The organism is Streptomyces sp. SP18BB07 (genome assembly GCF_036322545.1).
Taxonomy (GTDB): domain Bacteria; phylum Actinomycetota; class Actinomycetes; order Streptomycetales; family Streptomycetaceae; genus Streptomyces; species Streptomyces deccanensis.
The window spans coordinates 169,054-193,281 of the sequence record NZ_JAQYWT010000349.1 but is presented as its reverse complement, the minus strand read 5'-3'; the positions used below and the strand labels follow the sequence as shown (position 1 = coordinate 193,281).

General features: G+C 70.9%; 25 protein-coding genes. 11 read left to right on the top strand and 14 right to left on the bottom strand.

Going from position 1 to position 24,228, the window contains the following annotated elements:
• Positions 1 to 228: 228 nt before the first annotated feature.
• Positions 229 to 1,554 (top strand): MFS transporter, encoded by a 1,326-nt coding sequence (locus tag PUR53_RS35090; RefSeq protein WP_329910879.1) that lies wholly within the window; start codon positions 229 to 231, stop codon positions 1,552 to 1,554.
• A 133-nt stretch (positions 1,555 to 1,687) separates the two neighbouring features.
• Here PUR53_RS35090 and PUR53_RS35085 read toward each other — a convergent pair whose 3' ends face one another.
• Positions 1,688 to 2,326, bottom strand: coding sequence for a TetR/AcrR family transcriptional regulator (locus tag PUR53_RS35085; RefSeq protein ID WP_329897606.1), 639 nt, complete (start codon positions 2,324 to 2,326; stop codon positions 1,688 to 1,690).
• A 73-nt stretch (positions 2,327 to 2,399) separates the two neighbouring features.
• Here PUR53_RS35085 and PUR53_RS35080 point away from each other — a divergent pair, with 73 nt between their 5' ends.
• From PUR53_RS35080 to PUR53_RS35060, 5 genes are all read left to right on the top strand, one after another.
• The gene (locus PUR53_RS35080; protein ID WP_329910885.1) at positions 2,400 to 3,551 is read left to right on the top strand and encodes an acyl-CoA dehydrogenase family protein; all 1,152 of its coding nucleotides are present in this window, start codon (positions 2,400 to 2,402) and stop codon (positions 3,549 to 3,551) included.
• Positions 3,552 to 3,662: 111 nt separating this feature from the next.
• Positions 3,663 to 3,950, top strand: a complete 288-nt coding sequence (locus PUR53_RS35075; protein WP_033531601.1) for a YiaA/YiaB family inner membrane protein — start codon at positions 3,663 to 3,665, stop codon at positions 3,948 to 3,950.
• A gap of 155 nt (positions 3,951 to 4,105) precedes the next feature.
• Positions 4,106 to 4,732: a TetR/AcrR family transcriptional regulator gene (locus tag PUR53_RS35070; RefSeq protein ID WP_329910877.1), complete on the top strand. Its 627-nt coding sequence runs from the start codon at positions 4,106 to 4,108 to the stop codon at positions 4,730 to 4,732.
• Between the two features lie 206 nt (positions 4,733 to 4,938).
• On the top strand, positions 4,939 to 5,655 hold the full coding sequence (locus PUR53_RS35065; protein ID WP_329910876.1) for a glycoside hydrolase family 11 protein: 717 nt from the start codon (positions 4,939 to 4,941) through the stop codon (positions 5,653 to 5,655).
• Complete coding sequence (locus tag PUR53_RS35060) at positions 5,652 to 6,356, top strand: polysaccharide deacetylase family protein (protein ID WP_329910875.1); 705 nt, start codon at positions 5,652 to 5,654, stop codon at positions 6,354 to 6,356. The genes PUR53_RS35065 and PUR53_RS35060 overlap by 4 nt, the downstream gene beginning before the upstream one ends.
• Before the next feature lie 47 nt (positions 6,357 to 6,403).
• Here the strand turns inward: PUR53_RS35060 and PUR53_RS35055 are convergent, their stop codons facing one another.
• The gene (locus tag PUR53_RS35055; protein WP_329910874.1) at positions 6,404 to 6,865 is read right to left on the bottom strand and encodes a MaoC family dehydratase; all 462 of its coding nucleotides are present in this window, start codon (positions 6,863 to 6,865) and stop codon (positions 6,404 to 6,406) included.
• 107 nt (positions 6,866 to 6,972) lie between these two features.
• Here PUR53_RS35055 and soxR point away from each other — a divergent pair, with 107 nt between their 5' ends.
• On the top strand, positions 6,973 to 7,458 hold the full coding sequence (soxR, locus tag PUR53_RS35050) for a redox-sensitive transcriptional activator SoxR (RefSeq protein WP_329897611.1): 486 nt from the start codon (positions 6,973 to 6,975) through the stop codon (positions 7,456 to 7,458).
• A 78-nt stretch (positions 7,459 to 7,536) separates the two neighbouring features.
• On the opposite strand, the gene PUR53_RS35045 is transcribed toward soxR, so the two are convergent.
• Positions 7,537 to 8,613 carry an RNA ligase (ATP) gene (locus tag PUR53_RS35045; protein ID WP_329897612.1) on the bottom strand — a complete coding sequence of 359 codons (1,077 nt, stop codon included), beginning with the start codon at positions 8,611 to 8,613 and terminating at the stop codon, positions 7,537 to 7,539.
• A gap of 220 nt (positions 8,614 to 8,833) precedes the next feature.
• On the opposite strand from PUR53_RS35045, the gene PUR53_RS35040 reads away from it, so the two are divergent.
• Positions 8,834 to 9,355 (top strand): hypothetical protein, encoded by a 522-nt coding sequence (locus tag PUR53_RS35040; protein WP_329910873.1) that lies wholly within the window; start codon positions 8,834 to 8,836, stop codon positions 9,353 to 9,355.
• 73 nt (positions 9,356 to 9,428) lie between these two features.
• On the opposite strand, the gene PUR53_RS35035 is transcribed toward PUR53_RS35040, so the two are convergent.
• A complete protein-coding gene (locus PUR53_RS35035) occupies positions 9,429 to 10,031 on the bottom strand; it encodes a hypothetical protein (protein WP_045557032.1) in 603 nt (200 codons plus the stop codon).
• A gap of 380 nt (positions 10,032 to 10,411) precedes the next feature.
• Between PUR53_RS35035 and PUR53_RS35030 the strand changes: the two genes are divergently transcribed.
• Positions 10,412 to 13,225, top strand: coding sequence for a penicillin acylase family protein (locus PUR53_RS35030; RefSeq protein WP_329910871.1), 2,814 nt, complete (start codon positions 10,412 to 10,414; stop codon positions 13,223 to 13,225).
• Positions 13,226 to 13,282: 57 nt separating this feature from the next.
• Here PUR53_RS35030 and PUR53_RS35025 read toward each other — a convergent pair whose 3' ends face one another.
• Both PUR53_RS35025 and PUR53_RS35020 read right to left on the bottom strand, forming a co-directional pair.
• Positions 13,283 to 14,602 carry a serine-threonine protein kinase gene (locus PUR53_RS35025; RefSeq protein ID WP_329910870.1) on the bottom strand — a complete coding sequence of 440 codons (1,320 nt, stop codon included), beginning with the start codon at positions 14,600 to 14,602 and terminating at the stop codon, positions 13,283 to 13,285.
• A 112-nt stretch (positions 14,603 to 14,714) separates the two neighbouring features.
• Entirely contained in the window at positions 14,715 to 15,968 is a 1,254-nt protein-coding gene (locus PUR53_RS35020; protein WP_329910869.1) for an exo-beta-N-acetylmuramidase NamZ family protein, read from the bottom strand.
• A 239-nt stretch (positions 15,969 to 16,207) separates the two neighbouring features.
• On the opposite strand from PUR53_RS35020, the gene PUR53_RS35015 reads away from it, so the two are divergent.
• Together PUR53_RS35015 and PUR53_RS35010 are read left to right on the top strand one after the other, a co-directional pair.
• Positions 16,208 to 16,969, top strand: a complete 762-nt coding sequence (locus PUR53_RS35015) for an SDR family oxidoreductase (RefSeq protein WP_329897617.1) — start codon at positions 16,208 to 16,210, stop codon at positions 16,967 to 16,969.
• A 141-nt stretch (positions 16,970 to 17,110) separates the two neighbouring features.
• Positions 17,111 to 17,704, top strand: coding sequence for a TetR/AcrR family transcriptional regulator (locus tag PUR53_RS35010; protein ID WP_329897618.1), 594 nt, complete (start codon positions 17,111 to 17,113; stop codon positions 17,702 to 17,704).
• Positions 17,705 to 17,947: 243 nt separating this feature from the next.
• On the opposite strand, the gene PUR53_RS35005 is transcribed toward PUR53_RS35010, so the two are convergent.
• From PUR53_RS35005 to PUR53_RS34970, 8 genes are all read right to left on the bottom strand, one after another.
• Positions 17,948 to 19,162, bottom strand: a complete 1,215-nt coding sequence (locus tag PUR53_RS35005; RefSeq protein ID WP_329897619.1) for an acyl-CoA dehydrogenase family protein — start codon at positions 19,160 to 19,162, stop codon at positions 17,948 to 17,950.
• 5 nt (positions 19,163 to 19,167) lie between these two features.
• The gene (locus tag PUR53_RS35000) at positions 19,168 to 20,214 is read right to left on the bottom strand and encodes a phosphotransferase family protein (RefSeq protein ID WP_329910884.1); all 1,047 of its coding nucleotides are present in this window, start codon (positions 20,212 to 20,214) and stop codon (positions 19,168 to 19,170) included.
• A 183-nt stretch (positions 20,215 to 20,397) separates the two neighbouring features.
• Positions 20,398 to 21,309: an MBL fold metallo-hydrolase gene (locus tag PUR53_RS34995; protein ID WP_329897620.1), complete on the bottom strand. Its 912-nt coding sequence runs from the start codon at positions 21,307 to 21,309 to the stop codon at positions 20,398 to 20,400.
• Between the two features lie 99 nt (positions 21,310 to 21,408).
• Positions 21,409 to 21,705, bottom strand: a complete 297-nt coding sequence (locus PUR53_RS34990) for a hypothetical protein (protein WP_329897621.1) — start codon at positions 21,703 to 21,705, stop codon at positions 21,409 to 21,411.
• A gap of 102 nt (positions 21,706 to 21,807) precedes the next feature.
• On the bottom strand, positions 21,808 to 22,140 hold the full coding sequence (locus PUR53_RS34985) for a DUF202 domain-containing protein (RefSeq protein WP_329897622.1): 333 nt from the start codon (positions 22,138 to 22,140) through the stop codon (positions 21,808 to 21,810).
• On the bottom strand, positions 22,137 to 22,529 hold the full coding sequence (locus PUR53_RS34980; RefSeq protein ID WP_329897623.1) for a YidH family protein: 393 nt from the start codon (positions 22,527 to 22,529) through the stop codon (positions 22,137 to 22,139). Before PUR53_RS34980 ends, PUR53_RS34985 begins: the two co-directional genes overlap by 4 nt.
• Positions 22,530 to 22,539: 10 nt before the next feature.
• Positions 22,540 to 23,073 carry an NUDIX hydrolase gene (locus PUR53_RS34975; RefSeq protein ID WP_329910868.1) on the bottom strand — a complete coding sequence of 178 codons (534 nt, stop codon included), beginning with the start codon at positions 23,071 to 23,073 and terminating at the stop codon, positions 22,540 to 22,542.
• Positions 23,074 to 23,302: 229 nt separating this feature from the next.
• A complete protein-coding gene (locus PUR53_RS34970; protein WP_329910867.1) occupies positions 23,303 to 24,196 on the bottom strand; it encodes a DMT family transporter in 894 nt (297 codons plus the stop codon).
• Between the last annotated feature and the right edge of the window lie 32 nt (positions 24,197 to 24,228).

The following is a 24,228-nucleotide window of genomic DNA, read 5'->3' as shown; positions in this document are numbered from 1 at the left end:
CCGCCGCCCGGGCGCCGGTGGGGCGGGGGGGGGGGTGTTGTTTTCCGGCCGGCTGGGGCCTTATTTTTTGCGGGGGGGGGGTAACGCCGCGACCAGCCCCCACCCACCCGCACCCGAAAACCCACCCCCCACCCGAACCCATCCATGCACGACCGTTGACCCACATACCGTCCGGTCAGTACGTTCCTCTTCCCCGGAACGTCCCCGCACCCACCGGAGTGTGCTCACATGGACACCGCTCCCGTTTCCGTCCCCACCACCACCCCCCGCCCCCAGAGCCACCGCAAGGTGGCCACCGCCGCGGCGCTCGCCTCGGCGGTGGAGTGGTACGACTACTTCGTCTTCGGCATCGCCGCCGCCCTCGTCCTGGGCGACCTGTACTTCCCGGCCGGCAGCTCCTCCGCAGGGGTCCTCGCCGCGTTCGCCACCTTCGCCGTCGGCTTCCTCGCCCGCCCCCTCGGCGGCGTCGTCGCCGGTCACCTCGGCGACAAACGGGGCCGCAAGCCGATGCTCGTCCTGGCGCTCACCCTGATGGGCGTCGCCACCACCGGCATCGGCCTCCTCCCCACGTACGAGACGATCGGGATCGCCGCCCCGGTCCTGCTCGTCCTCCTCCGCGTCGCCCAGGGCGTGGCCGTCGGCGCCCAGTGGGGCGGCGCGATGCTGCTGGCCACCGAGTACGCCCCCGAGGGCAAGCGCGGGGTGTACGGCAGCTTCGTCCAACTCGGCGTCCCCATCGGTGTGGTGAGCGCCAACACGATGTTCCTGGTCGTGGGCGCGGCCACCAGCGACTCGGCCTTCGCCGCCTGGGGCTGGCGCGTGCCCTTCCTGGTCGGCCTGTTCGTCCTCGGTCTCGCCTGGTACATCCACCGCCACGTCGAGGAGACCCCCGCGTTCCGCGCTGCGGAGCGGGAGTTGGCGGAGAAGGAGAAGGGAGAGAAGAGTTCCCCGCTCAGGACGATCCTGCGCGGTCATCTCGGCACGGTCTTCCTGGCCGGCGGCTCCTTCGCCGTGAACACCGCGACGTTCTACATCCTCATCGCCGGTGTCCTCGACTACACCACCCGCGAACTCGACATGAAACGCAGTGCCGTCCTCGCGGTCTCCCTGTGCGTCAGCCTCACCCAGCTGGTGCTGATCCCCGCCGCCGCGGCCCTCTCCGACCGCGTCGGCAGGATCCGGATCTACGCGTTCGGCGCGGCCGGCATCGCCCTGTGGGCCGTCCCGTTGTTCCTGCTCATCGACACCGGCTCCCTGCTGTGGCTCGCCGTCGGCACCTTCGTCGCCAGCTGCTTCCTCAGCATCATGTACGGCCCCCAGGCCGCCCTGTTCGCCGAGCTGTTCACCCCCGAGATGCGCTACACGGGCGCCTCCCTCGGCTACCAGATCGCCGCGGTGCTCGGCGGCGGCCTCGCCCCGTTCCTGATGGTCCTCCTCCTGGAGGCCACCGGCACGTCCCTCGCGGTGTCCGCGTACATCATCGTGCTCTCGGTGATCGCCCTGATCTCGATCAAGATCCTCGCGGGAAGGGCGAGTTCACGAGCGGAGAGCTAACCCGCTCCGGCTCCCCCCTCGCGCCGACAGTCCCGGCCGCGGCTCCGGACTCCGGTCCGGGGCCGCGGCCCGGTCCGTTCGCGGCGCGGCGCGAGGTGCCCCGCACCCCCGGCGGAGCCCTGTCGGCGGCGCCCTACCGGGGCCCGACCAGCTCGTACTGCTGCTCCAACCCGTCCAGCAGCGCCCGCAGCCCCACCTCGAACGCCCGCTCGTCGACCTTCTGCTGCTGCTCGGCCAGCAGGTGGGCCTGGCCGAGGTGCGGATAGTCGGCGGGGTCGTAGGCGCTCTCGTCGTCCACGAAGCCCCCGGCGAACGAGCCGATCGCGGAGCCCATGATGAAGTACCGCATCAGCGCCCCGATGGACGTGGCCTGGGCCGCCGGCCACCCCGCCTCGACCATCGCCCCGAACACGACGTCCGCGACCCGCAGTCCCGCCGGCCGCCGCCCGGGTCCCCGCGCGAGGATCGGCACGATGTTGGGGTGGTCGCGCAGTGCCGCCCGGTACGACACCGCCCAGTCGTGCAGCGCGGTCCGCCAGTCCCGCCCGTCCCGGAACATCGACAGATCGACCTGCGCGCTCACCGAGTCGGCGACCGCCTCCAGGATCTGGTCCATGGTGCGGAAGTGGTTGTAGAGGGAGGGCCCGCTCACCCCGAGTTCGGCGGCGAGCCGTCGCGTGGAGACCGCCGCCAGCCCCTCCGCGTCCACCAGTGCCCGCGCCGTCTCCACGATGCGGTCGGTGCTCAACAAGGGCTTGCGCGGTCGGGCCATGGCGCACATAGTAGGGCTGCGGCATAAAACTAGCAGTGGTAATTAAATGGAGAACGGACGAGAGGCGGGTCGCGTGAACCTGGAGCTCAGCGAGGAACAGACCGCCGCGCGCCGGCTCGCGAGCGACTTCGTGGAGCGCGAGATCGCCCCGCACGTCATCGACTGGGACCGCGCCGAGAACGTCGACCGGGCGATCGTGAAGAAGCTCGGCGAGGTCGGCTTCCTGGGGCTCACCGTCGACGAGCAGTACGGCGGCTCCGGCGGCGACCACCTCACGTACTGCCTGGTCACCGAGGAGCTGGGCCGCGGCGACTCCTCCGTGCGCGGCATCGTCTCCGTGTCCCTCGGCCTGGTCGCGAAGACGATCGCGGCCTGGGGCGACGAGGAGCAGAAACGCCGCTGGCTGCCGGGGCTCACGGCGGGGGAGTACGTCGGCTGCTTCGGTCTCACCGAACCCGGCACGGGCTCCGACGCGGGCAACCTCGCCACCCGGGCCGTCCGCGACGGCGACAGCTACGTCATCAGCGGCACCAAGATGTTCATCACCAACGGCACCTGGGCCGACGTCGTCCTGCTCTTCGCCCGCTCCACCGACGCCCCCGGCCACAAAGGCGTTTCCGCCTTCCTCGTCCCCACGGACACCCCTGGCCTGACCCGGCGCACCATCCACGGCAAGCTCGGTCTGCGCGGCCAGGCCACCGCCGAACTGGTCCTGGAGGACGTCCGCGTCCCCGCCTCCGCGATGCTCGGCCCCGAGGGCAAGGGTTTCACCGTCGCCATGTCCGCGCTCGCCAAGGGCCGGATGTCGGTCGCCGCCGGCTGCGTCGGCATCGCCCAGGCCGCACTGGACGCGGCGGTCCGCTACGCAGGCGAACGTGAGCAGTTCGGCAGGCCCATCTCCCACCACCAGCTCGTCCAGGAACTCATCAGCGACATCGCGGTGGACGTCGACGCGGCCCGGCTGCTGACCTGGCGCGTCGCCGATCTCGTCGACCGGGGGCAGCCCTTCGCCACCGAGGCGAGCAAGGCCAAGCTCTTCGCCTCCGAGGCCGCCGTCCGCGCCGCGAACAACGCCCTCCAGGTCTACGGCGGTTACGGCTACATCGACGAGTACCCGGCCGGAAAGCTCCTGCGCGACGCCCGGGTGATGACGCTCTACGAGGGCACCAGCCAGATACAGAAACTGCTCATCGGGCGGGCGCTGACGGGCGTTTCGGCCTTCTGAGTCCCGGTGCGCGCGCCGGTTCGGGCGCCGGTGCGGCATGAGTACGGGAGGGCAGCAGGCTGAGTATCCCGACGGATGTGGTTCGGGCCACATCCGTCGAACCATGTCCCCATGAGTGAGACACCGGTCAAGCAGCAGAACACGGCGGCCTTCTACGGTCAGGCCGTCGCCTCCTTCGCCGTCGCCATGGCGGCCACCACCGTCGGCATCTACAACCTCGACGCCGACACCTGGGTCCGCGCCTTCCTGGCCATCGCGGTCCTCTACCTCGTGACCTCGTCCTTCACCCTGGCCAAGGTGATCCGCGACCGCCAGGAGGCCGGCCGGATCGTCAGCCGGGTCGACCAGGCCCGGCTGGAGAAGCTCCTCGCCGAGCACGACCCCTTCGAAAAGCTCTGACGAAAAAAGCTCTGACGAAAAGCTCCGAGGCCGGGCGTGCGGCTCCGGCGCGCGACCCCTGCTGCCGTACGGCACGGCCCTGAGCGGGGCTTCTAAGCGCTCGCTCACCTTCGGCGGTATGGTGGTGCCGAGCCATCGGAAGGGGCGAACGAGCGATGAGTACGGCGGAGGAGACGGCGGGCGGCGAGCCGCAGCCGTGGGGTGAGGTCAACCCGGACGCGGCCCGGCGGCTGCTGGTGGCCGCCGTGGAGGCCTTCGCCGAGCGTGGCTACCACGCGACGACGACCCGGGACATCGCGGGTCGCGCGGGGATGAGCCCCGCCGCGCTGTACATCCACTACAAGACCAAGGAAGAGCTGCTCCACCGGATCAGCCGCATCGGTCACGAGAAGGCCCTGGACGTCCTGCGTACGGCGGCCCGTTCCGAGGGTGGCCCGGCCGACCGGCTGGCCGAGGCCGTGCGCTCCTTCGTCCGCTGGCACGCGGGACAGCACACCGTCGCCCGTGTCGTGCAGTACGAACTCGACGCCCTCGGGCCCGACGCCCGCGCCGAGATCGTCACCCTGCGCCGTGAGAACGACGCGGCCGTGCGCGGCATCATCGAGGACGGCGTCGCCGCGGGCGACTTCGACGTCCCCGACGTCCGCGGCACGTCGATCGCCATCCTCTCCCTCTGCATCGACGTGGCCCGCTGGTTCAACGTCAACGGGTCCCGCACCCCCGACGAGGTCGGCACCCTCTACGCGGACCTCGTCCTGCGCATGGTGGGCGCGAAGAAGTGACCCTCGGCGATCGGACCGACCGTCGAAACATTCGAACTCTCTGGCCGGTGATTTGATCCCTTCCGCCGGGCTCTTGGCGGGTTGTCGCTGGTGCGGACCGCGAATGTTTCGGGCTCGATGCCGAAAGTATTGACAGTTGGCAGGGGCAGGCCAACACTCCCGGGATGACAGGGCGAACCCCACGAGCCCGAGGAGGACGCGCGCGTATGAGCGACGCACCCGCACCCGCACCCGCACCAGAATCCGCACCCACCCCGCCCCCCAGCCGCAGGCTCTTCATGAGCGGTGTCTGCGCCACCGCCATGGCCGCGGCGACCACGCTGGCCCTGCCCGGCACGGCCCGCGCGGACACGGTCGTCACCACCAACCAGACCGGCACGAACAACGGCTTCTACTACTCGTTCTGGACCGACGCCCCGGGCACGGTCTCCATGACCCTGGCCTCCGGCGGCACCTACCGGACCTCCTGGCGGAACACCGGCAACTTCGTGGCCGGCAAGGGCTGGAGCAACGGCTCCCGCAGGACCGTCACCTACTCGGGCACCTTCAGTCCGTCCGGCAACGCCTATCTGACCCTCTACGGCTGGACGGCCAGTCCGCTCATCGAGTACTACATCGTCGACAACTGGGGCACCTACCGGCCCACGGGCACGTACAAGGGCACGGTCACCAGCGACGGCGGCACGTACGACATCTACAAGACCACGCGGTACAACGCCCCCTCCGTCGAGGGCACCCGCACCTTCGACCAGTACTGGAGCGTGCGGCAGTCGAAGCGGACCGGCGGAAACATCACCACCGGCAACCACTTCGACGCCTGGGCCCGCGCGGGGATACCCCTCGGCAGCTTCCGCTACTACATGATCATGGCCACCGAGGGATACCAGAGCAGCGGCAGCTCCAGTATCACGGTGTCCCCGTGAGCACCGGACCGCGCCGCTCGCCGCGGCGATCGGTGCACCGGCTGGCGGTCGTCGCCACGGCCCTGATGAGCGCCGTACCCCTGACGCTCACCGCCGCCACGGCGGCACCGGAGCGGGCCGCCGCCTGCACCGGCTATGTCGGGCTCACGTTCGACGACGGTCCGTCCACCAGCACGCAGTCCCTGCTGACCGCGCTGCGGCAGAACGGACTGAGGGCCACCATGTTCAACCAGGGCCAGTACGCCGCCGCCAACCCCGCCCTGGTCCGGGCGCAGGTAACCGCCGGCATGTGGGTGGCCAACCACAGCTACACCCACCCGCATCTGACCCAGCTGAGCCAGGCGCAGATCGACTCGGAGATCTCCCGGACCCAGGCGACGATCGCGAGCGCGGGAGGCGGCACCCCGAAGCTGTTCCGGCCGCCGTACGGCGAGACCAACGCGACGGTGAAGGCGGTCGCGGCCAGGCACGGCCTGACCGAGATCATCTGGAACGTCGACTCGCAGGACTGGAACGGCGCGAGCACCGACGCGATCGTGCAGGCCGCGGCCCGCCTCACGAACGGCCAGGTCATCCTCATGCACGACTGGTCCGCGAACGCGCGCGCGGCGCTCCCGCGCATCGCGCAGGGACTGTCCGCCCGAGGTCTGTGCGCGGGGGCGATCTCACCGCAGACCGGCCGCGCCGTGGCGCCCGGGTAGGACTCGCTCGTGGCGCGGCGGTCGCGAACGCCGCGCCACTGTCGAGCTCAGAAGTAGTACCGGGACACCGACTCGGCCGCGCACACCGGCTTCTCGCCGCCCTCGCGTTCCACGACGACCGCGGCCGTGACCTGGACACCCCCGCCGACCTCCGTGACGTCCTGGAGGGTCGCGGTGGCGCGCAGCCGGGAACCGACCGGGACCGGCGCCGGGAAGCGGACCTTGTTGGTGCCGTAGTTCACGCCCATCTTGACGTTGTCGACCTTGAGGACCTGCGGAACGAACAACGGCAGCAGGGACAGGGTCAGATAACCGTGGGCGATGGTCGTCCCGAACGGCCCGGCCGCCGCCTTCTCCGGGTCCACATGGATCCACTGGTGGTCACCGGTGGCCTCGGCGAAGAGATCGATCCGCTTCTGGTCGACCTCCAGCCAGTCGCTGTACCCCAGCGACTCGCCCACCGCCGCCTTCAGCTCCTCGGCGGACGTGAAGATCCTAGGCTCTGCCATGTCTCGGCCTCCCTGGTCCCGATGTCTAAGCGACTGCTTAGCATGGTCGGCCGCGCGATCCCTGTCAACGGACCGTGACCCTTTCGGGTATGGGTAGGCTCGGCGGGGTGCCCCAGATCCCTGAGAAGATCCACGAGTTGACCGTCGGCCAGCTGTCGGCCCGTAGCGGTGCCGCCGTCTCCGCGCTGCACTTCTACGAGTCCAAGGGGCTGATCAGCAGCCGCCGCACCACGGGCAACCAGCGCCGTTACAGCCGGGACGCTCTGCGCCGGGTGGCCTTCGTCCGTGCCGCGCAGCGCGTCGGCATCCCGCTCGCCACGATCCGCGAGGCGCTCGCCGAACTGCCCGAGGAACGGACACCGACCCGGGAGGACTGGGCCCATCTCTCCGAGGCCTGGCGGTCCGAGCTGGACGAACGGATCAGGCAGCTGAACCGGCTGCGGGACCATCTCACCGACTGCATCGGCTGCGGCTGTCTGTCCATGGACACCTGTGTGCTCTCCAACCCCGACGACATCTTCGGTGAACGGCAGAGCGGCTCCCGCCTCCTGGTCGAGCGCCGGAAGGCCGAACAGCGGGAACCCGGGAGCTGACACGGCAGCTCCCGGGCCCCGGACCCCACGAGTCCCCCGGAGATCCCGTGGGGGGCTGATGTCACCCGGGCGCGGCCCTCACTCGTACTCCGTGCCGCCCTTGCGGGTCAGATACGCCGGGCTGACCGCCTTGGCGACGGCCCGCCCGCCGGTCACGGGGCTGTACCGCTCGGTGGCCGGCCGGATCACGACGCCCTCGCGCAGGTGCAGTGCGCGCCCGGAGACCGTCTCCCGTCCACTGGCCACCTCCAGGACCCGGTCGACGGCGTACGGGCCCTCGTACAGCCGTGGTACCAGCGGCAGTTCGCCGTCGAGCAGGTCGGGCAGCTCCGTGGAGTCCAGCCAGCGGACCCGGCCGTCGATGTCCACGGAGACGTCGAACACGGCGTACCCGAGGGTGTCGCGGCGGCCGTCCGCGCCGTACGTCAGGTCCTGCACCCCGGCGCCGTAGACCTCGCCGAAGATCCCGACGCGGCGCGCGCCGAGCCGCTCGGCCAGCCGGGCCGCGACCTCGCCCACCCGGTGACCGTGGACGGCACGCCAGTACAGATTGCGCGGATCCTCCTTCAGGGCCAGGGACTTCGACCCGAAGCCCTTCGAGGACACCTGGACCCGGCCGCCCTCGGCGAGGTACGTGACCAGGCAGGCCGTGCCGTGCAGCTTCTCCGTCAGGACGACCGGCTCGCCGGGCGTGAAGATGCCGGGGTGGCGCTGGATGTTCTCGATGTCAACCCAGGGCAGCAGATCCGGCGCTGACTCGACCTCACCGCTCATCGTGGGCGGGATCGGCGGCACCCATTTGACGATGCCGAGCCGCTCCGCGAAGTCCGTGCCGTCGGTGACGGCGGCCGTGAGATCGACGTCCGCGAGGGCCCTCGGCCGGCAGACGATGCCCTGCGACAGCTCGCCCCGCAGCCGTACCGCCTTCACCCGGTCCGAGTTGCCGCCCGCCAGCCGGCCGGTGAGCCCCAACTCCTCGATCAGCGCGGTGGGGAGCACGGACTGCTCCGGGATGTACACGGCGGTGTCACCGGTGCGGTACGCCCCCTTCGCCACGACGGCTCGATACAGGCCCACCTGGGCCAGTTCGAGCGCGTCGGCGTTCGGGTGTTCGTGGATCGTCAGCACTTCGGCGGTGACGCGCAGCGTCGACATCGGCCTCTCCTCGGTCCTGGGCAGCTCAGGGGTGTCTCATCGACCCCAACTGTCCGGACGGGAAAGGGGTGGAGCGAGTGGATTTCGGACTGGTAAGAGCGCCCGCGCCGGAACCGCTTTCACCGCAGCCGTGTCATGGACACGGAGGGGTGGCGCGGCGCGTCCCCCGGCGAGGCAGGGCAAGAACACAGCAGGGGCACAGTTAGGGCGAGGAGCGCCGATGAGCGTTGTCATCTGTTCGCTGAAGTGGGAGAAGGCACACTCGGGGACGCAGCGGATCAGCTACGACCCGGACGGCTACCACCTGGTGCGCTTCCCGTACGAGGCGACCGAGGAGTCGTACGACCCCTGGAAGATGCACGACCCGGCGCAGGGCGGTGGCACCGCCGCCAAGTTCCCCGACCCGCGCTCCGGACTGATCTGGCCCAGCCACGACGGCTGGGGCGTGCTGTCGGCGATGGTGTTCTGGGAGGCCGACGCCAGGACTCTGGAGTACCGCACCCGCTTCGTGCGCGACCCTCTGAACCTGACGAAGAAGAAGTACGACTCCACGGGCACGACGGACAGTGTGAGCACCCGGGGCGGTCAGTACCGCACCTGCGTGTGGCAGATGTTCGTGCACAAGGGCATGCCGTTGGGCCTGAAGATATCCGCGCGGGGGTCGGGGGACATCAAGCGGGCCACGGCGATCACCCTCGCCGAGTTCAAGCTCGCCATCCACACGGACGTCCGACGGCCGTAGCCGGCACGCCGTACCGGAGCACCGTGGACGCACAAACAGGGGGGTGCGGCATCCCCGGCGCACCCCCGCCGCGCTAGGCCGAGACCAGCAGCCGCCCGCGCCTGGACTCCGCCAGGGCCTCGGGTGTGAGCACCGGTCGTGGCACCACGATTCCGCACTCCGTGCAGACCGGGCCCGAGGACGGTTCATGGGCCAGGTCGTACATCCAGACGAGGCGCTCGCCCTCGCACACCGGGCAGGTCGAGCCCGGTTCGCGCTCCAGCGCGGCGATGAGCCGGCGCAGCACCTCCGCCAGGGGTTCCCGGGGATGGACCTTCGGGTCGTCGCACCACGCGACGCCGAAACCGCCCCAGGTCAGCCGGTGCCAGTCGTCGACACTGCCCGGCCTGCGCAGCCCGTCGTACTTCTCCTTCTTGCGGCGCCGCGCGAACTGCACCTCGTAGTCGAGCCAGACGGAGCGGGCCTCTTCCAACTCCTCCAGTGCGGCCACGAGCCGCGCCGGGTCGGGGTTGCGGTCCTCGGGGCCGAAGCCGGCCCGCGAGCACAAGTGGTCCCACGTCGCCCGATGCCCGTAGGGGGCGAACCTCTCAAGGCACTTGCGCAGCGAATAACGCCGCAGTGCCAGGTCGCACCTGGGATCTCGCACCTGTCTTGCCAGACTCCGGAAACCGGCCATCGCCCTGCACCTCCGTCACACCTGCACCTGTACTTCGGTCACTTCGGCGTCGTCGTCGGGACGTCGCCGAATAGACGTATCGACACGCGATTCGGCTCCATCCGATTTCCGATGACCTCCATAAGTCGTCTGCTGAGCCGTTCACGGACCGTTCCTGCCTACGCCTGACTGCCTCTGACTTCTTGTCGCGCTTCTCGTCGCGCTTCTCGTCGCGCTTCTTCTTGTGCTTCCTCTTGGGCTTACGACTACTTCTGAGTACCTGTTCACGCTGTGCGTCACCTGTCCGTCGACGGTGATCCCAAAAACGTGACGCTTGCTCATCTTCAAAGTCGGGGATACCGGCGGTAACATCCGGCCCACCCCCGTCAGGAGGAGCTGCCATGCCCTGGCGCACCCCACGCACCTCACGCAACGCACCGGACAGACTGAGAACTCCTCGTGGATTCCCGGAGTTCCTCAAGGCCGCCTCCCTATGCGCGCTCGTTGCCGGTCTTTTGTCGCCTCTTTCCCCGGCTTCCCCGGCGGCGGCCGCCGACACCGGATCCGTGCAGGCCGCGGCGGTCACCGACCACTGCGGCGGACAGTGCTCCGACATCCTGCCGCCCGGCCAGAACGGCAACGCCACCCTCGCCCAGATCCTCCTCAACCAGGGCTTCGGCTCCATGCCGGAGAACGCGAGCAACCAGCTCGGCCCCTACAACAACCTGGCCACCGGATACCCGGGCCTCACCAACTCCACCATCAACACCTTCTTCAACGACGCCTCCTTCGGTGTCGCCGCCGACCAGGTCGCCTCCACCCTGAAGCCGGCCGGCCGCACCGACGTCACGATCGTCCGCGACAAGAAGACCGGTGTGCCGCACATCACGGGCACCACCCGCTACGGCACCGAGTTCGGCGCGGGCTACGCCGCCGCCCAGGACCGGCTGTGGCTGATGGACGTCTTCCGGCACGTCGGCCGCGGCAAGCTGACCCCGTTCGCGGGCGGCGCCCCCTCCAACCAGGGCCTGGAGCAGGAGTTCTGGCGCCACGCCCCCTACACCGAGGCCGACCTCCAGGCCCAGATCGACAAGGCGGTGGCCACGAACGGCGAGCGCGGGCAGCTGGCCCTCGCCGACGTCAACGCCTATGTCGCCGGCATCAACGCCTACATCGACGCCTCCGACAGCGCCCGCAACTACCCCGGCGAGTACGTCCTGACCGGCCACAAGGACTCCGTCACCAACGCCGGCACCATCGAGAAGTTCAAGCCCACCGATCTGGTCGCCCTGGCCTCCGTCATCGGCGCCCTCTTCGGCTCGGGAGGCGGCGGCGAGGTCAACAACGCCCTGTCCCTGCTGGCCGCCCAGGAGAAGTACGGCGTCACCGAGGGCACCAAGGTCTGGGAGTCCTTCCGCGAGCGCAACGACCCCGAGGCCGCCCTCACCGTCCACGACGGCAGCTTCCCCTACGCCACCAAGCCCGCGAACCCGCAGGGCATGGCCCTCCCCGACGACGGCACGGTCGCCGAGGAGCCCCTCGTGTACGACCGCACCGGCAGCGCCGCCACCTCGGTCTCCAGGAACCTCTCCTCGCAGGCCACCGACAGCGCCCTCAGCTCGGCCCGGCGCGGCATGTCCAACGCCCTCGTCGTCAGCGGCGAGCACACCGCGAGCGGCCACCCCGTCGCCGTCTTCGGCCCGCAGACCGGCTACTTCGCGCCCCAACTCCTCATGCTCCAGGAGATCCAGGGCCCGGGCATCAGCGCCCGCGGCGCCTCCTTCGCGGGCCTGAGCATGTACGTCGAGCTGGGCCGGGGCCAGGACTACGCCTGGAGCGCCACCACCTCCGGCCAGGACATCATCGACGCGTACGCGGTCGAGCTGTGCCAGGACGACGTCCACTACCTCTACCGCGGCACCTGCACGGCCATGGAGAAGATCGAGCAGACCAACGCCTGGAAGCCGACCACCGCTGACTCCACCCCGGCGGGCTCGTACCGTATGCAGGTCTGGCGCACCAAGTACGGCCCCGTGACCCACCGCGCCACGGTCGACGGCAAGAAGGTCGCCTACACCACCCTGCGTTCCTCGTACCTGAACGAGGCCGAGTCGATCATCGGCTTCCAGATGCTGAACGACCCGGACTACGTCAAGGGCCCCGAGACCTTCCAGAAGGCCGTCCAGAACATCAACTACACGTTCAACTGGTTCTACGCCGACTCCGAGCACACGGCGTACTACAACAGCGGCGACAACCCGGTGCGCGCGGCGAACGTCGACCCCGAGTTCCCGGCCTGGGCGCAGTCCGCGTACGAGTGGCGGGGCTGGAACCCGACCACCAACACCGCCGACTACACCCCGCCGGCCCAGCACCCCAACTCCGTCGACCAGGACTACTACATCTCCTGGAACAACAAGCAGGCCGCCGACTACACCACCGCCCCCTGGGGCAACGGCTCCGTCCACCGCGGCAACCTTCTCGACGACCGCGTCAAACGCCTGGTCGCCGCGGGCGGCGTCACCCGGGCCTCACTGACGAAGGCCATGGCCGAGGCGGGCCTCGCCGACCTGCGGGCCGAGGACGTCGTCCCCGACCTGCTCAAGGTCATCAACAGCAGCACGGTCACGGACTCCGCGGCCGCAGCGGCGGTCACCAAGCTCCAGACCTGGGTCACGTCCGGCTCGAAACGCACGGAGACCTCCGCCGGTTCGAAGACCTACGCCGACGCCGAGGCCATCCGCATCCTGGACGCCTGGTGGCCCCTGCTGGTGAAGGCCGAGTTCGAACCCGGCCTCGGCACCGACCTCTACAACGCCATCACCGCCAACCTGCCCGTCGACGAGTCCCCGTCCGCCGCGCACGGCCCGACCGGCTCCCACGCCGGCAGTTCCTTCCAGTACGGCTGGTGGAGCTACGTCGACAAGGACATCCGCTCGGTGCTGGGCGAGACGGTGCGGGGCCCGCTGGCCAACCAGTACTGCGGCGGCGGCAGTCTCGGCGCCTGCCGCACCCTCCTGATCAACACCCTCAAGGAGGCGGCCGGCAAGACCGCCGCGCAGGTCTACCCCGGCGACGCGTACTGCTCGGCGGGCGACCAATGGTGCGCCGACTCGATCATCCAGCAGCCCCTGGGAGGCATCAAGCACAACAAGATCAGCTGGCAGAACCGGCCGACCTACCAGCAGGTCGTGGAGTTCACCTCACACCGGTGAGCCCCGGCCGTCGCCTGCGGGCGACGCCGGTGAACGCGTGACGGCGGCGGGCCGGAATCAGGCGATACGGCCCGCCGCCAGCACCACCCGGGCCAGCTCACGGTGGCAGATGTCACTGTGGGCGCCGGAGGGCGCGCCGCCGCGCTTGACCACGGCCGAGGCGTCGATGTTCACACACCCCGTCGTCGGCAGCTGGGCCTTGAGCGCGTCGGCCAGCTTGAACGACCGCGTGCCCTTGACGGCCTGCACGCCGCCGTAGCCGAGGGCGCCCCATTTCCTGCCCAGCAGGCTGTTGACGCTCAGTCCCAGCACCGTACGCGCGTCGCCCGCCATCCGGGAGGCCAACGGGTAGATCGTGCCGAGCGCCGAGTCGTGTTTGGAGTGGCAGCAGACCAACGGGCCGTCGATCCGCTTCTGTTGCCCGCTCAGCACGCCGCTCGCCCCCGGGTCGTGCGGCAGCCGGGCCGCGAACGCGTAGTGCGAGAAGGCGGCCTGAAGGAGCGTCACCGACTTGACACTGTGCGCGCCCTCGGGCAGCCCGCGCAGCGCGAACGACACCAGACGGGCACCGAAGCTGTGCCCGACGAGGTGCACCCGTACCTGCGGCGAGGTCCGCGCGAGCCGTCCGAGCAGCGGCCCGAGGCCCCGCTCGCCGACCGTCCCCGCCCGGCGCTTCATCGCGAAGTAGGTCGCCTGACGCAGGAGTTCGTGGGCGCCGTCCCACGCCCGGGGCGGCGTGACGGCGGCCCCGGTGGGCACCCCCGAGGTCTCGACCTCCGCCAGCGCCGCCGCGAAGTCCGCGCACACCGCCACCGTGTCCCCGCACAGCATCCCGGGCAGACCCTCCGGTACCCCCTCCGTGACGGTGTCCGCCGCGAACGCGCCCTGCGGCCCCTGCGGCTCCACCTCGACCAGCAGCCGCACGAGCCGGCCGAACTCCTCCAACGAGGCGTCCTCGTCCGGCCGTTGCTCCAGCAGTCGGGCGAGCTGCTCGACGACGGTGGCCCGCTCGGGGAAGACCTCCACCAGCGCGTTCCGAGTGTGCTTGTCGAGCGCGGGGCGGCCGGGCGCGAGGGCCGGCACCGGCTTGAAGTCCGGGATCGGCTCGTCGGAGAACCGCATCGAGGGCCACAGCACACCGACGTATCCCAGCCTGGCGTTCGGTGCGAGGACGGGGAACGGCTCGAAGAAGCGGCTGTAGAGCCGGGTCGCGCCGGACCGGTCGCTGTTCCAGCCGTGCGCGAAGACGACCAGATCCGCCACCGCGCGCTTCCGTACGCCGTCGAGCAGCCGGTCCCGTTGACCGGTGTCCATGTCCCCGTCCGCGTCGAAGGTCAGTTCCCAGTAGGGAGTCACGCTCATTCCCGGATCCGCCATGACGAGCCCCCTTCGGCCCCCGTTGGTGATGCGCTCAGGCGCATGGTCCTGCCAACGGCGAAAGATGGCCATACGTCACGTACGACCGGACTCGTGATCCGAACACCAGGCCCTAGCGGTACAGCAGATACTCCTTGCGCACCCTGCGGAACGCGGCCAGCTCCTCCTGCCAGCCGGCCACGACCTCGTCCGTGTCCGCCCCCGCGTCGATCATCGTCCGCACCCGTGCCGAACCGGTCAGCTTGTCGATCCAGTTGTCCGGCCGCCAGGCGAAGCCGCTCCACACCGCCCTGGCGGTCACGAGCAGACCGATCCCGGTGCGCACGGGGTCGTACGCGGCCCGGTCGTGGACATGGATCTGCACACCACCGACGGTCTTCCCCTGGAACTTGGAGAACGTCGGCGCGAAGTACGCCTCCCTGAAGTGCGCGCCGGGCAGGCCCAGTTCGTTCGCGGCAGCCGCCCACCGCCGGTCGATCCCCTCCGCGCCGAGCAGCTCGAACGGCCGCGTGGTGCCCCGCCCCTCCGACAGGTTCGTCCCCTCGAAGAGACACGTCCCGGCGTAGACGAGCGCGGTGTCCGGCGTCGGCATGTTCGGGCTCGGCGGCACCCACGGCAGCCCGGACTCGTCGTAGAACCGCGACCGCTTCCACCCCGACATCAGTACGGTCTCCAGCGGTACGGGCGTGGTGAGGAACTCCCCGTTGAACAGGCGCGCCAGCTCGGCCACCGTCATCCCGTGCGCCTGCGCGATGGGCTGCCGCCCGACGAACGTCGCGAACTCCTTGTGCAGCACCGGCCCTTGGGCGCCGCGTCCGGTCACCGGGTTCGGCCGGTCCAGCACGACGAGGCGCTTCCCGGCCAGTTGAGCCGCCTCCATGCAGTCGTACAGCGTCCAGATGTACGTGTAGAAGCGGGCGCCCACGTCCTGGATGTCGAAGACGACCGTGTCCACGCCGGAGGCGGTGAAGATGTCCGCGAGGGGACGGCCGCTCTTCTGGTACGTGTCGTACACGGGCAGCCCCGTCGCCGGGTCGTCGTGGCGGCCCTCGGAGCCGCCGGCCTGGGCGGTGCCGCGGAAGCCGTGCTCCGGACCGAAGACGGCCCTCAGGTCGACGCGGTCGTCGGCGTGCATCACGTCGACGATGTGGCGGGCGTCGCGGGTGACACCGGTGGGGTTGGTGACGATGCCGACCTTCTGGCCGCCGAGGAGTTTGTAGCCGTCGTGGGCCAGGCGCTCGAAGCCGGTGCGGGGCCCTGGGCGGGCCGCCTCGGCCGGGGGTGCGGTGGTGAGGCCGGCGGTGGCCGCCGTCGAGGCGGTGGCTGCCGTGGAGGCGGCGAGGAAGGTGCGGCGGGAGAGGTGCATGGGGGTGACCTCCGGGTCGCGGGCGCGGTCGCTGTTCGCTGTCGTGGAAGCGGTGCTTGGGGAAAGCTAAGCGCTTCCGCGGGGGGTTTGTCGTCCGCGGGTTGGGTGTGGCTGGTCGCGCAGTTCCCCGCGCCCCTTCGGGGCGGGGTTGGTGGCGCCCTTTCTCTGGGACATACCGACCGGTTAGTCTGGTCCCCTTGGTGGGCGTTGCTGATGTGTCGCGTCGAAGGAGACCGATCGTGGGAACTGCGCAGGGTGCGGGTGTGGTCGTAACCGGAGCCGGTGGGGGGATCGGTGCCGCTCTGGCGCGGCGGTTCGCTGCCGAGGGGGCCCGGGTCGTCGTGAACGACCTCGACGCGGACCGGGCGAAGGCCGTGGCCGACGAGATCGGGGGGATCGCGGTGCCCGGGGACGCCTCGGCGATCGTCACGGCGGCGCGCGACGCGCTCGGCGGGGACGTGGACGTGTACTGCGCGAACGCCGGACTGGCCTCCGGGGGCACGGAGGCGGCCGACGAGAAGGTGTGGGCGCTCGCCTGGGACGTCAACGTGATGGCGCACGTCCGGGCGGCCCACGAGCTGCTGCCGGCGTGGCTGGAGCGCGGCAGCGGGCGTTTCGTGTCAACGGTCTCGGCGGCCGGGCTGCTGACGATGATCGGCGCGGCCCCCTACAGCGTCACCAAGCACGGGGCGTACGCCTTCGCCGAGTGGCTCTCCCTCACCTACCGCCACCGGGGCGTCAAGGTGCACGCGATCTGCCCGCAGGGGGTGCGCACCGACATGCTGACGGCCTCCGGCAGCGCGGGCGACCTGGTGCTCGCGCCGACCGCGATCGAGCCGGAGGACGTGGCCGACGCGCTCTTCGAGGGCATGGAGAAGGACCGCTTCCTGATCCTGCCGCACCCCGAGGTGGCCGGTTACTACGCGGCCAGGGCCGCCGATCCGGACCGCTGGCTGACGAACATGAACCACATCCAGCAGAAGTGGGAGACGACCGGCTGACCGCCCTGCCCGGCGGCCGGACGCCGGAGAGTGGGATGATCCTCCGGCGGGAGCGCCCGATTCCGCCCGATCGGGAACCGGTCGGGCGGCCGGCGGGCGACCGGTAGGCGACAACAGAACCTCGGAAGGCAGGTGGCGGCAGTGCCCAGGACCACGGACGGAGACGGAACGCCCGTCCCGCAGCGGCTGCTGGCCGCCGCCACCCGGCTCTTCGCCGAGCGGGGCTACGACCGCACCTCCGTGCAGGAGATCGTCGAGGCGGCCGGCGTCACCAAGGGCGCGCTGTACCACTACTTCGGCTCCAAGGACGACCTGCTGCACGAGGTGTACGCGCGCGTGCTGCGGATCCAGCAGGAGCGGCTGGACGCGTTCGCGGGGGCCGACGCGCCGGTGGAGGAGCGGTTGCGGGGGGCCGCGGCGGATGTCGTCATCACGACGATCGACAACCTCGACGACGCGTCGATCTTCTTCCGGTCCATGCACCACCTGAGCCCCGAGAAGAACAAGCAGGTGCGTGCGGAGCGTCGCCGGTACCACGAGCGCTTCCGGGCGCTCGTGGAGGAGGGCCAGGAGACCGGGGTCTTCTCCAAGGCGACCCCGGCGGACCTGGTGGTCGACTACCACTTCGGCTCGGTCCACCACCTGTCGACGTGGTACCGCCCTGACGGCCCGATGGGCCCCCAGGAGGTCGCGAACCACCTGGCGGACCTGCTGCTGAGGGCCCTGCGACCGTAGGGCGCGTTATAGCTCGGGGGTGCGGGTTCGAAGGCGACCGCAGGCCCGGTGGGGCTTCTCGCGCAGTTCCCCGCGCCCCTTGAAAGACCAGGGTCCGGCGGTTTTGAACGGCGACGGGGCTGCGGGCCGAAAAGCACGGGGCGCAGCCCCTGCCTTTTCAGGGGCGCGGGGAACTGCGCGACCAGCCCCACGCACCCGCACCCGCCGACGAACCCGCACCCCCACCCACCGGGCGCCCCGGCCTCACACGTACCGCTTCAGCTCCCGCCGGGCCAGCGACCGCTGATGCACCTCGTCAGGCCCGTCCGCGATCATCAGCGTCCGCGCCCCCGCGTACAGCTCGGCCAGCGGGAAGTCCTGACTGACACCCCCCGCACCGTGCAGCTGGATCGCCCGGTCGATGATGTCCACGACCGTCCGGGGCGTGGCGATCTTGATCGCCTGGATCTCCGCGTGGGCCCCCTTGTTGCCCACCGTGTCCATCATCCAGGCCGTCTTCAGCACCAGCAGCCGCAGCTGCTCGACGGCGACCCGCGCGTCGGCGATCCAGTTGTGCACGACCCCCTGCTGCGCCAGCGCCTTGCCGAAGGCCTCCCGCGCCACCGCCCGCCGGCACATCAGCTCGATCGCCCGCTCGGCCATCCCGATGAGCCGCATGCAGTGGTGGATGCGCCCGGGACCCAGCCGCGCCTGAGCGATGGCGAAGCCGCCGCCCTCCTCGCCGATCAGGTTCGACGCCGGCACCCGCGCACCCTCGAAGACCACCTCGGCGTGACCGCCGTGGTAGTGGTCCTCGTACCCGAAGACCCGCATCGCCCGCTGCACGGTGACACCCGGGGTGTCACGCGGGACCAGGATCATCGACTGCTGGCGGCGGATGTCGGCGCCGTCCGGGTCCGTCTTGCCCATCACGATGAAGATCTGGCAGTCGGGGTTCATGGCCCCGGAGATGTACCACTTGCGTCCCGTGATGACGTAGTCGTCGCCGTCGCGCTCGATCAGCGTGGTGATGTTGGTGGCGTCCGACGACGCCACCTCCGGCTCGGTCATCGCGAACGCCGAGCGGATCTCACCGGCGAGCAGCGGCTCCAGCCACTGCTTCTTCTGGGCCTCGTCGCCGAACTGACTCAGCACCTCCATGTTGCCCGTGTCGGGCGCGGCGCAGTTCAGCGCGGTCGGCGCCAGCTGCGGGGACCGGCCGGTGATCTCGGCGAGCGGCGCGTACTGGAGGTTGGTGAGCCCGGCGCCGTACTCCGAGTCGGGCAGGAAGAGGTTCCACAGGCCCTGCCTGCGGGCCTCGGCCTTCAGCTCCTCCACCACGGCCGGCGTGTCCCACGGCGAGTCCAGCTCGGCCCGCTGCTCCTCGGCCACGGCCTCCGCCGGGTACACGTGCTCGTCCATGAAGGCGAGGAGCTTGGCGCGCAGCTCCTCCGTACGCGCGTCGAATGCGAAGTCCATGGGGATCAGCCTTCCTGGGAGCCGGAACCGGAGCCGGTACGAAGAGTCGTCAGGCCGTGTTCGATGAAGACGGGGACCAGGTCGCCGATGCGGTCGAAGCCGCGGCCGACCGTCTGGCCGAGGGTGTACCGGTAGTGGATGCCCTCCAGGATCACGGCGAGCTTGAACCACGCGAACGCCGCGTACCAGGACACCGAGGAGACGTCGCGGCCCGAGCGCGCCGCGTACCGCTCGATGATCTCGGCCGGATCCGGGTGCCCGGCGGCCGCCGCGGTCGTCGAGACGGGGGAGTCGGGCGTGGCCAGCGGCACGCTGTACATCACCAGCAGGCCCAGGTCGGTGAGGGGATCGCCGAGCGTGGACATCTCCCAGTCGAGGATGGCCTTGATCGCGTCGTCCTCGCCCAGCAGCACGTTGTCGAGTCGGTAGTCGCCGTGGACGACCGTCGCCGTGGGGGAGTGGGGGAGCCGGCGGCCCAGCGTCGCGTGGAGCTCGTCGATGCCGGACAGTTCGCGGTTGCGGGAGGCGTCCAACTGCTTGCCCCAGCGCCGCAGTTGCCGGTCCAGGAAGCCCTCGGGGCGCCCGAAGTCGGCGAGGCCCACCTCGGCCGGGTCCACCGCGTGCAGTTCGACGAGGGTGTCGACCAGGCCCAGCAGAGCGGCCCGGGTGCGCTCGGGACCGAGGGGCGCCAGCTGCTCGGCGGTGCGGTACGGGGTGCCCTCGACGAAGTCCATGACGTAGAAGGGCGCGCCGAGCACGTCCTCGTCCTCGCAGAGCAGCACGGGGCGGGGCACGGGGACGTCCGTCGGGTGCAGCGCGCTGATCACGCGGTGCTCCCGCTTCATGTCGTGCGCGGTCGCCAGCACATGGCCCAGCGGCGGCCGCCGTACGACCCACTTCGCGGTGCCGTCCGTGACCTCGTACGTCAGGTTCGACCGCCCGCCCTCGATCAGCCGGCCGGTGAGCGGGCCGCCCACGAGTCCGGGCCGCTCGGCGTCGAGCAGGGCGCGGAGCCGGTCGGGGTCGAGACCTGGCGGGTGGTCTGGGTGCATCATCGCTCCTACACGCGAACGCGTTCTACCGGGACCTGTCTCATGATGCCGACCGGTCGGTATGTCGTCCAGTGGGCGACGCGAAAGTGATCGGCGTCTCGACGGGATCCGGCCGCTCGAACGAGCGGCCGGATCCGAGACGCCCAGGCGCGTGCGCCGCGACGTCTACCGCCGCTCGTGCCGTCACGCGTGGCAGGTCATCATCTCCCCGCCGTTGATGGTCGCCATGTCCATGAACCCGGCGAACGGGTCGACGCCCTCACCCTCCGGATGCCCGTCCAGCTCGGCGTAGGCCCGGTGCAGGTTCGCCACCAGCCGCTCGCTCTCCGGCAGCGCGCCGTACTCCCCGAGATCGGTCTTGCGGGCCGCCTCCAGCGGCGTCAGCCCCGCCGCGTGCGACGTCTCGGCGACCTCCGCCACGAACCGCATGTACCGCTCGGCCCTGTCGAACGCCGACGGGTCGGTCACCGGCCCGTGTCCCGGTACGACGGTCTCGGCGCCCAGCTCGCGCAGCAGCTCCAGCGCCCGCAGCGAACCGCTCAGCGACCCCATGAGGAAGAACGGCGTCCCGCCCTCGAAGACCAGGTCCCCCGCGAACAGCACCCGACGGTGCGGCAGCCACACGACCGAGTCGCCGACGGTGTGCGAGACGCCGGGGTGGATGACCTGGGCTTCGATGTCGCCGACGTGCAGCGTCACCCGGTCGTCGTACGTCAGGTCCGCGCCCTGGATGCTCACGTCGCCGAAGTCGGTCTGCGGCCACAGCAGATGCAGGTGCTGTCCGCTGGCGAGGGCCTCGCGGCGGCAGGCCGCGTGCGAGACGAGGGTGGCGGCCGGCGTGAAGAAGCCGTTGCCGTAGGTGTGGTCCCCGTGGTGGTGGGTGTTGACCAGGAGCCGGGGCCTCGGGACGCCCGTCGCGTCGAGCGCGGCGCCCAGGGCGCGGGTCCGGCGCTCCGTCGCCGCCGTGTCCACGAGCAGCGTCGAGGTGCCGTCACTCACGAAACCCGAGTTGTTCAGACACCATCCGCCGTCCGGCTGCACATACGCGTACACGTCGCTCGCGATCTCGACGGTGTACGGCTCTTGCGCGGTCACAGTGACCCCCTTCATCCCCCCGGATCGTCGCCAACTGGTGGTCAGAGCCTGCCAGTCGGCGACGATGCGGCGGAATCCGGGGTACGGCGACGGCGCGGGTCAGTGGTCGTCCCAGTGCCCCTCGTGGGCGGCGTGCCGGTGTCCGTCGTGCACGTAGTCCACGTGGTCCCCGTGCGTCACCGCCTGGTGCCCGCAGTCCTCGCCGTGCTCGTGGGAGTGCCCCTCGTGTGCGGCGTGCCCGCTCGGCTCGCACTCGTCCCAGTGTCCGGAGTGCTCGCGGTGCAGATGCCCGTCGTGCGCGTAGTCGGTGTGGTCACCGTGCGCCACGGCCGTGTGCCCGCAGGCGGGACCGTGGGCGTGCTCGTGGACGGGGTGCTCCTGGTGAAGGGTGGTCATGGTGCTCGCCTTCGCTGGTACGAGGAATGACATATCCAGGCTAGTCACAGAAGTCTCAATTCTTCCTTTCTGCAACTCCATGCACACACCAAGACTTGCCCCTCAGAACACCAGCGCCGCGCCGCACACCGCGAGGGCGAGCACGCACAGGACGGCCGCCGTGGCGGCCGGGGGCGAGAGGACAGGCGGGCGGGCGGCGGTCAGGGCGGCGATACGGCGGTGGGCGAGCGCCAGGAGGACCAGCCACAGCACCGCGCACAGGGCGGCGGCCAGTACGCCGGCCGTGGACGGCTCGCCGTGCAGCGCGGACTTCACCGCGAGCACGGCGATCACAGCCCCCGTGAGGGTCGTACGGCGCCAGGCGAGCCGGGTGCGCTCGGGCTGGAGGCCCGGGTCGCGGTCGGGGGACGCCGGGGGAGCGGCCGGTGTGCTCACCCCTCCCACCCGAGCAGTACGACGGCGACCATCGCGACGGCGACCACGGCGACGACGAGGCCGAGCAGCGCCGGGAACCGCGACACCGGCAGGTCCTCCCCGCGCCGCATCGCCCGCTCGCAGCGCACCCAGTGGTTGACCGCCCGGAGCGCGCACAGCACCCCCGCGGCCAGCAGGGCGAGCGCGAGCCCGACCCGCCAGCCCCAGCGCAGGTCCGGCAGGAACTGGTCCACCGCGAAGCCGCCGCCGATCAGCGCGAGCGAGGTGCGCAGCCACGCCAGGAACGTCCGCTCATTGGCCAGGGAGAAGCGGTAGTCCGGGGTTCCGCCGTCCTTCCGTACGTCCTCGGGGACGAACCAGAGCCGGACGTTCCGTACAAATTCGATCACGTGCAGGACACTACCGGTCGGCTTCGAAGCCTCCGCCGCCCCTGTGCTCCTTCAGCCGCTCGTACGCCGCCGTCCCGTCCGGCACCCACTCCCACTCGCCCAGCCGCCGCTCCACCTCGGCCTCCGTGAGGAACTCGTGCCAGGCGACCTCCTCGACCTGCGGGCTCACCGGCGACGTGCAGCGGACCTCGTACACGGCCGACCACCAGGTGCGTCCCGCCCCGTCGTCGTACAGGAACTTGAACAGCGGGTCGGGGCGCGGCAGCCCCGGGACCCCCAGCTCCTCCTCGGCCTCGCGCAGCGCCGCGTCGTCGTAGGACTCGCCCGCGCCGACGACGCCGCCCACGAACATGTCGTACAGCGACGGGAAGACCAGCTTCGTCGCGGTACGCCGATGCACGAAGACCCGCCCCTCGGCGTCCCTGGCCAGCACGAACACGGCCCGATGCCGCATCCCCCGGGCATACACCTCCCCCCGCGGTGCCTGCCCGATGACCTGGTCCTTCTCGTCCACGATGTCGAGGATCTCGTCGGCGGCGCTCATGCCCCCATCCAAGCAGGGCGGAACGAGGAAGAGCTTTTCGGCTGCCGGCCCGGTGGGGCTTCTCGCGCAGTTCCCCGCGCCCCTAAAAACCCAGGCCCTGCGGGCCTGAAAAGCACGGGGCGCAGCCCCTGCTTTTCAGGGGCGCGGGGAACTGCGCGAGCAACCACGACCCACCCGCACCCGCCGACGAACCCGCACCCCCACCCCCTCACGCGCCCGCCCCGCCCCCTCACGCACCCCGCAGCTCCCGAACCCGCCCCACCCCGGCGGAGCCGCATGGCATGGCCGGATGCATCCCGAGCAGCACCACCCCCACCACCACCCCCGCCAGCCCCACGCCCTCCCACGCGAGCGCCCCCGCATCCATCCGCAACCGGTCCCCCAGGAACCCCACCCCGCACACGATCCCCGCCAGCGGCTGCGCCGCCGTGAGCGCCGGCAGGGACATCCGCAACGGCCCCGTCTCGAACGCGCTCTGCACCAGCACCAGACCGGTCACGCCGAGCGCAGCGACCCCGTACGGCTGCCACGAGGTGAACAGCCCGCCCCAGCCGGACTCGACGAACAACTGCCCGCTGACCCGCGTGAGCGCGTCCTGCACGCCGTACAGGAGCCCGGCGGCCACCGCCGGCAGCACCGGCGCGGCACTCAGCCGCGACCGCTTCGCGTACGCCGCGAGCAGCAGCGCGAGCCCCACCATCATGCCGATGATCAGCCACTGCCGAAACGGTCCGCCGACCGCCGCCCCGCCCTCCGGCCGCCCGGCGACGATGAACGCGGTGACACCGCCCGCGAGCAGCAGCAGCCCCGCCCAGCCCTGGCGGCCCAGCGGCTGCCGGGTCTGCCGGCGGGAGAGGGCCAGCGCGAAGAGCAGGTTCGTGGCGAGGAGCGGCTCGACGAGCGTGACCTCGCCCTGACCGAGCGCGATCGCCCCGAGTGCCATGCCGCACACCATCAGGGCGATGCCGCCGAGCCAGCGCGGCACCCGGATCAGGTCGAGCAGCAGGCGGAACGAGAGGAAGTCGCCCAGCGGGGCGCGCTCGGCGGCCTGCTGCTGCAGCACGAAGCCGAAGCCCAGACAGCAGGCGGCGCCCACCGAGAGAAGGAGAACGAGAACCGACACGCGGAATACCTCGGGTCGTCGGACGGGCCGCG

What these genes read in the sequence shown, in the direction of transcription:
- PUR53_RS35090 (WP_329910879.1), top strand. Translation starts at nt 229, where the DNA reads ATGGACACCGCTCCCGTTTCCGTCCCCACCACCACCCCCCGCCCCCAG.
- PUR53_RS35085 (WP_329897606.1), bottom strand. Translation starts at nt 2,326, where the DNA reads ATGGCCCGACCGCGCAAGCCCTTGTTGAGCACCGACCGCATCGTGGAG.
- PUR53_RS35075 (WP_033531601.1), top strand. Translation starts at nt 3,663, where the DNA reads ATGAGTGAGACACCGGTCAAGCAGCAGAACACGGCGGCCTTCTACGGT.
- PUR53_RS35070 (WP_329910877.1), top strand. Translation starts at nt 4,106, where the DNA reads ATGAGTACGGCGGAGGAGACGGCGGGCGGCGAGCCGCAGCCGTGGGGT.
- PUR53_RS35065 (WP_329910876.1), top strand. Translation starts at nt 4,939, where the DNA reads ATGAGCGACGCACCCGCACCCGCACCCGCACCAGAATCCGCACCCACC.
- PUR53_RS35055 (WP_329910874.1), bottom strand. Translation starts at nt 6,865, where the DNA reads ATGGCAGAGCCTAGGATCTTCACGTCCGCCGAGGAGCTGAAGGCGGCG.
- PUR53_RS35045 (WP_329897612.1), bottom strand. Translation starts at nt 8,613, where the DNA reads ATGTCGACGCTGCGCGTCACCGCCGAAGTGCTGACGATCCACGAACAC.
- PUR53_RS35040 (WP_329910873.1), top strand. Translation starts at nt 8,834, where the DNA reads ATGAGCGTTGTCATCTGTTCGCTGAAGTGGGAGAAGGCACACTCGGGG.
- PUR53_RS35035 (WP_045557032.1), bottom strand. Translation starts at nt 10,031, where the DNA reads ATGGCCGGTTTCCGGAGTCTGGCAAGACAGGTGCGAGATCCCAGGTGC.
- PUR53_RS35030 (WP_329910871.1), top strand. Translation starts at nt 10,412, where the DNA reads ATGCCCTGGCGCACCCCACGCACCTCACGCAACGCACCGGACAGACTG.
- PUR53_RS35025 (WP_329910870.1), bottom strand. Translation starts at nt 14,602, where the DNA reads ATGGCGGATCCGGGAATGAGCGTGACTCCCTACTGGGAACTGACCTTC.
- PUR53_RS35020 (WP_329910869.1), bottom strand. Translation starts at nt 15,968, where the DNA reads ATGCACCTCTCCCGCCGCACCTTCCTCGCCGCCTCCACGGCAGCCACC.
- PUR53_RS35005 (WP_329897619.1), bottom strand. Translation starts at nt 19,162, where the DNA reads ATGGACTTCGCATTCGACGCGCGTACGGAGGAGCTGCGCGCCAAGCTC.
- PUR53_RS35000 (WP_329910884.1), bottom strand. Translation starts at nt 20,214, where the DNA reads ATGCACCCAGACCACCCGCCAGGTCTCGACCCCGACCGGCTCCGCGCC.
- PUR53_RS34990 (WP_329897621.1), bottom strand. Translation starts at nt 21,705, where the DNA reads ATGACCACCCTTCACCAGGAGCACCCCGTCCACGAGCACGCCCACGGT.
- PUR53_RS34975 (WP_329910868.1), bottom strand. Translation starts at nt 23,073, where the DNA reads ATGAGCGCCGCCGACGAGATCCTCGACATCGTGGACGAGAAGGACCAG.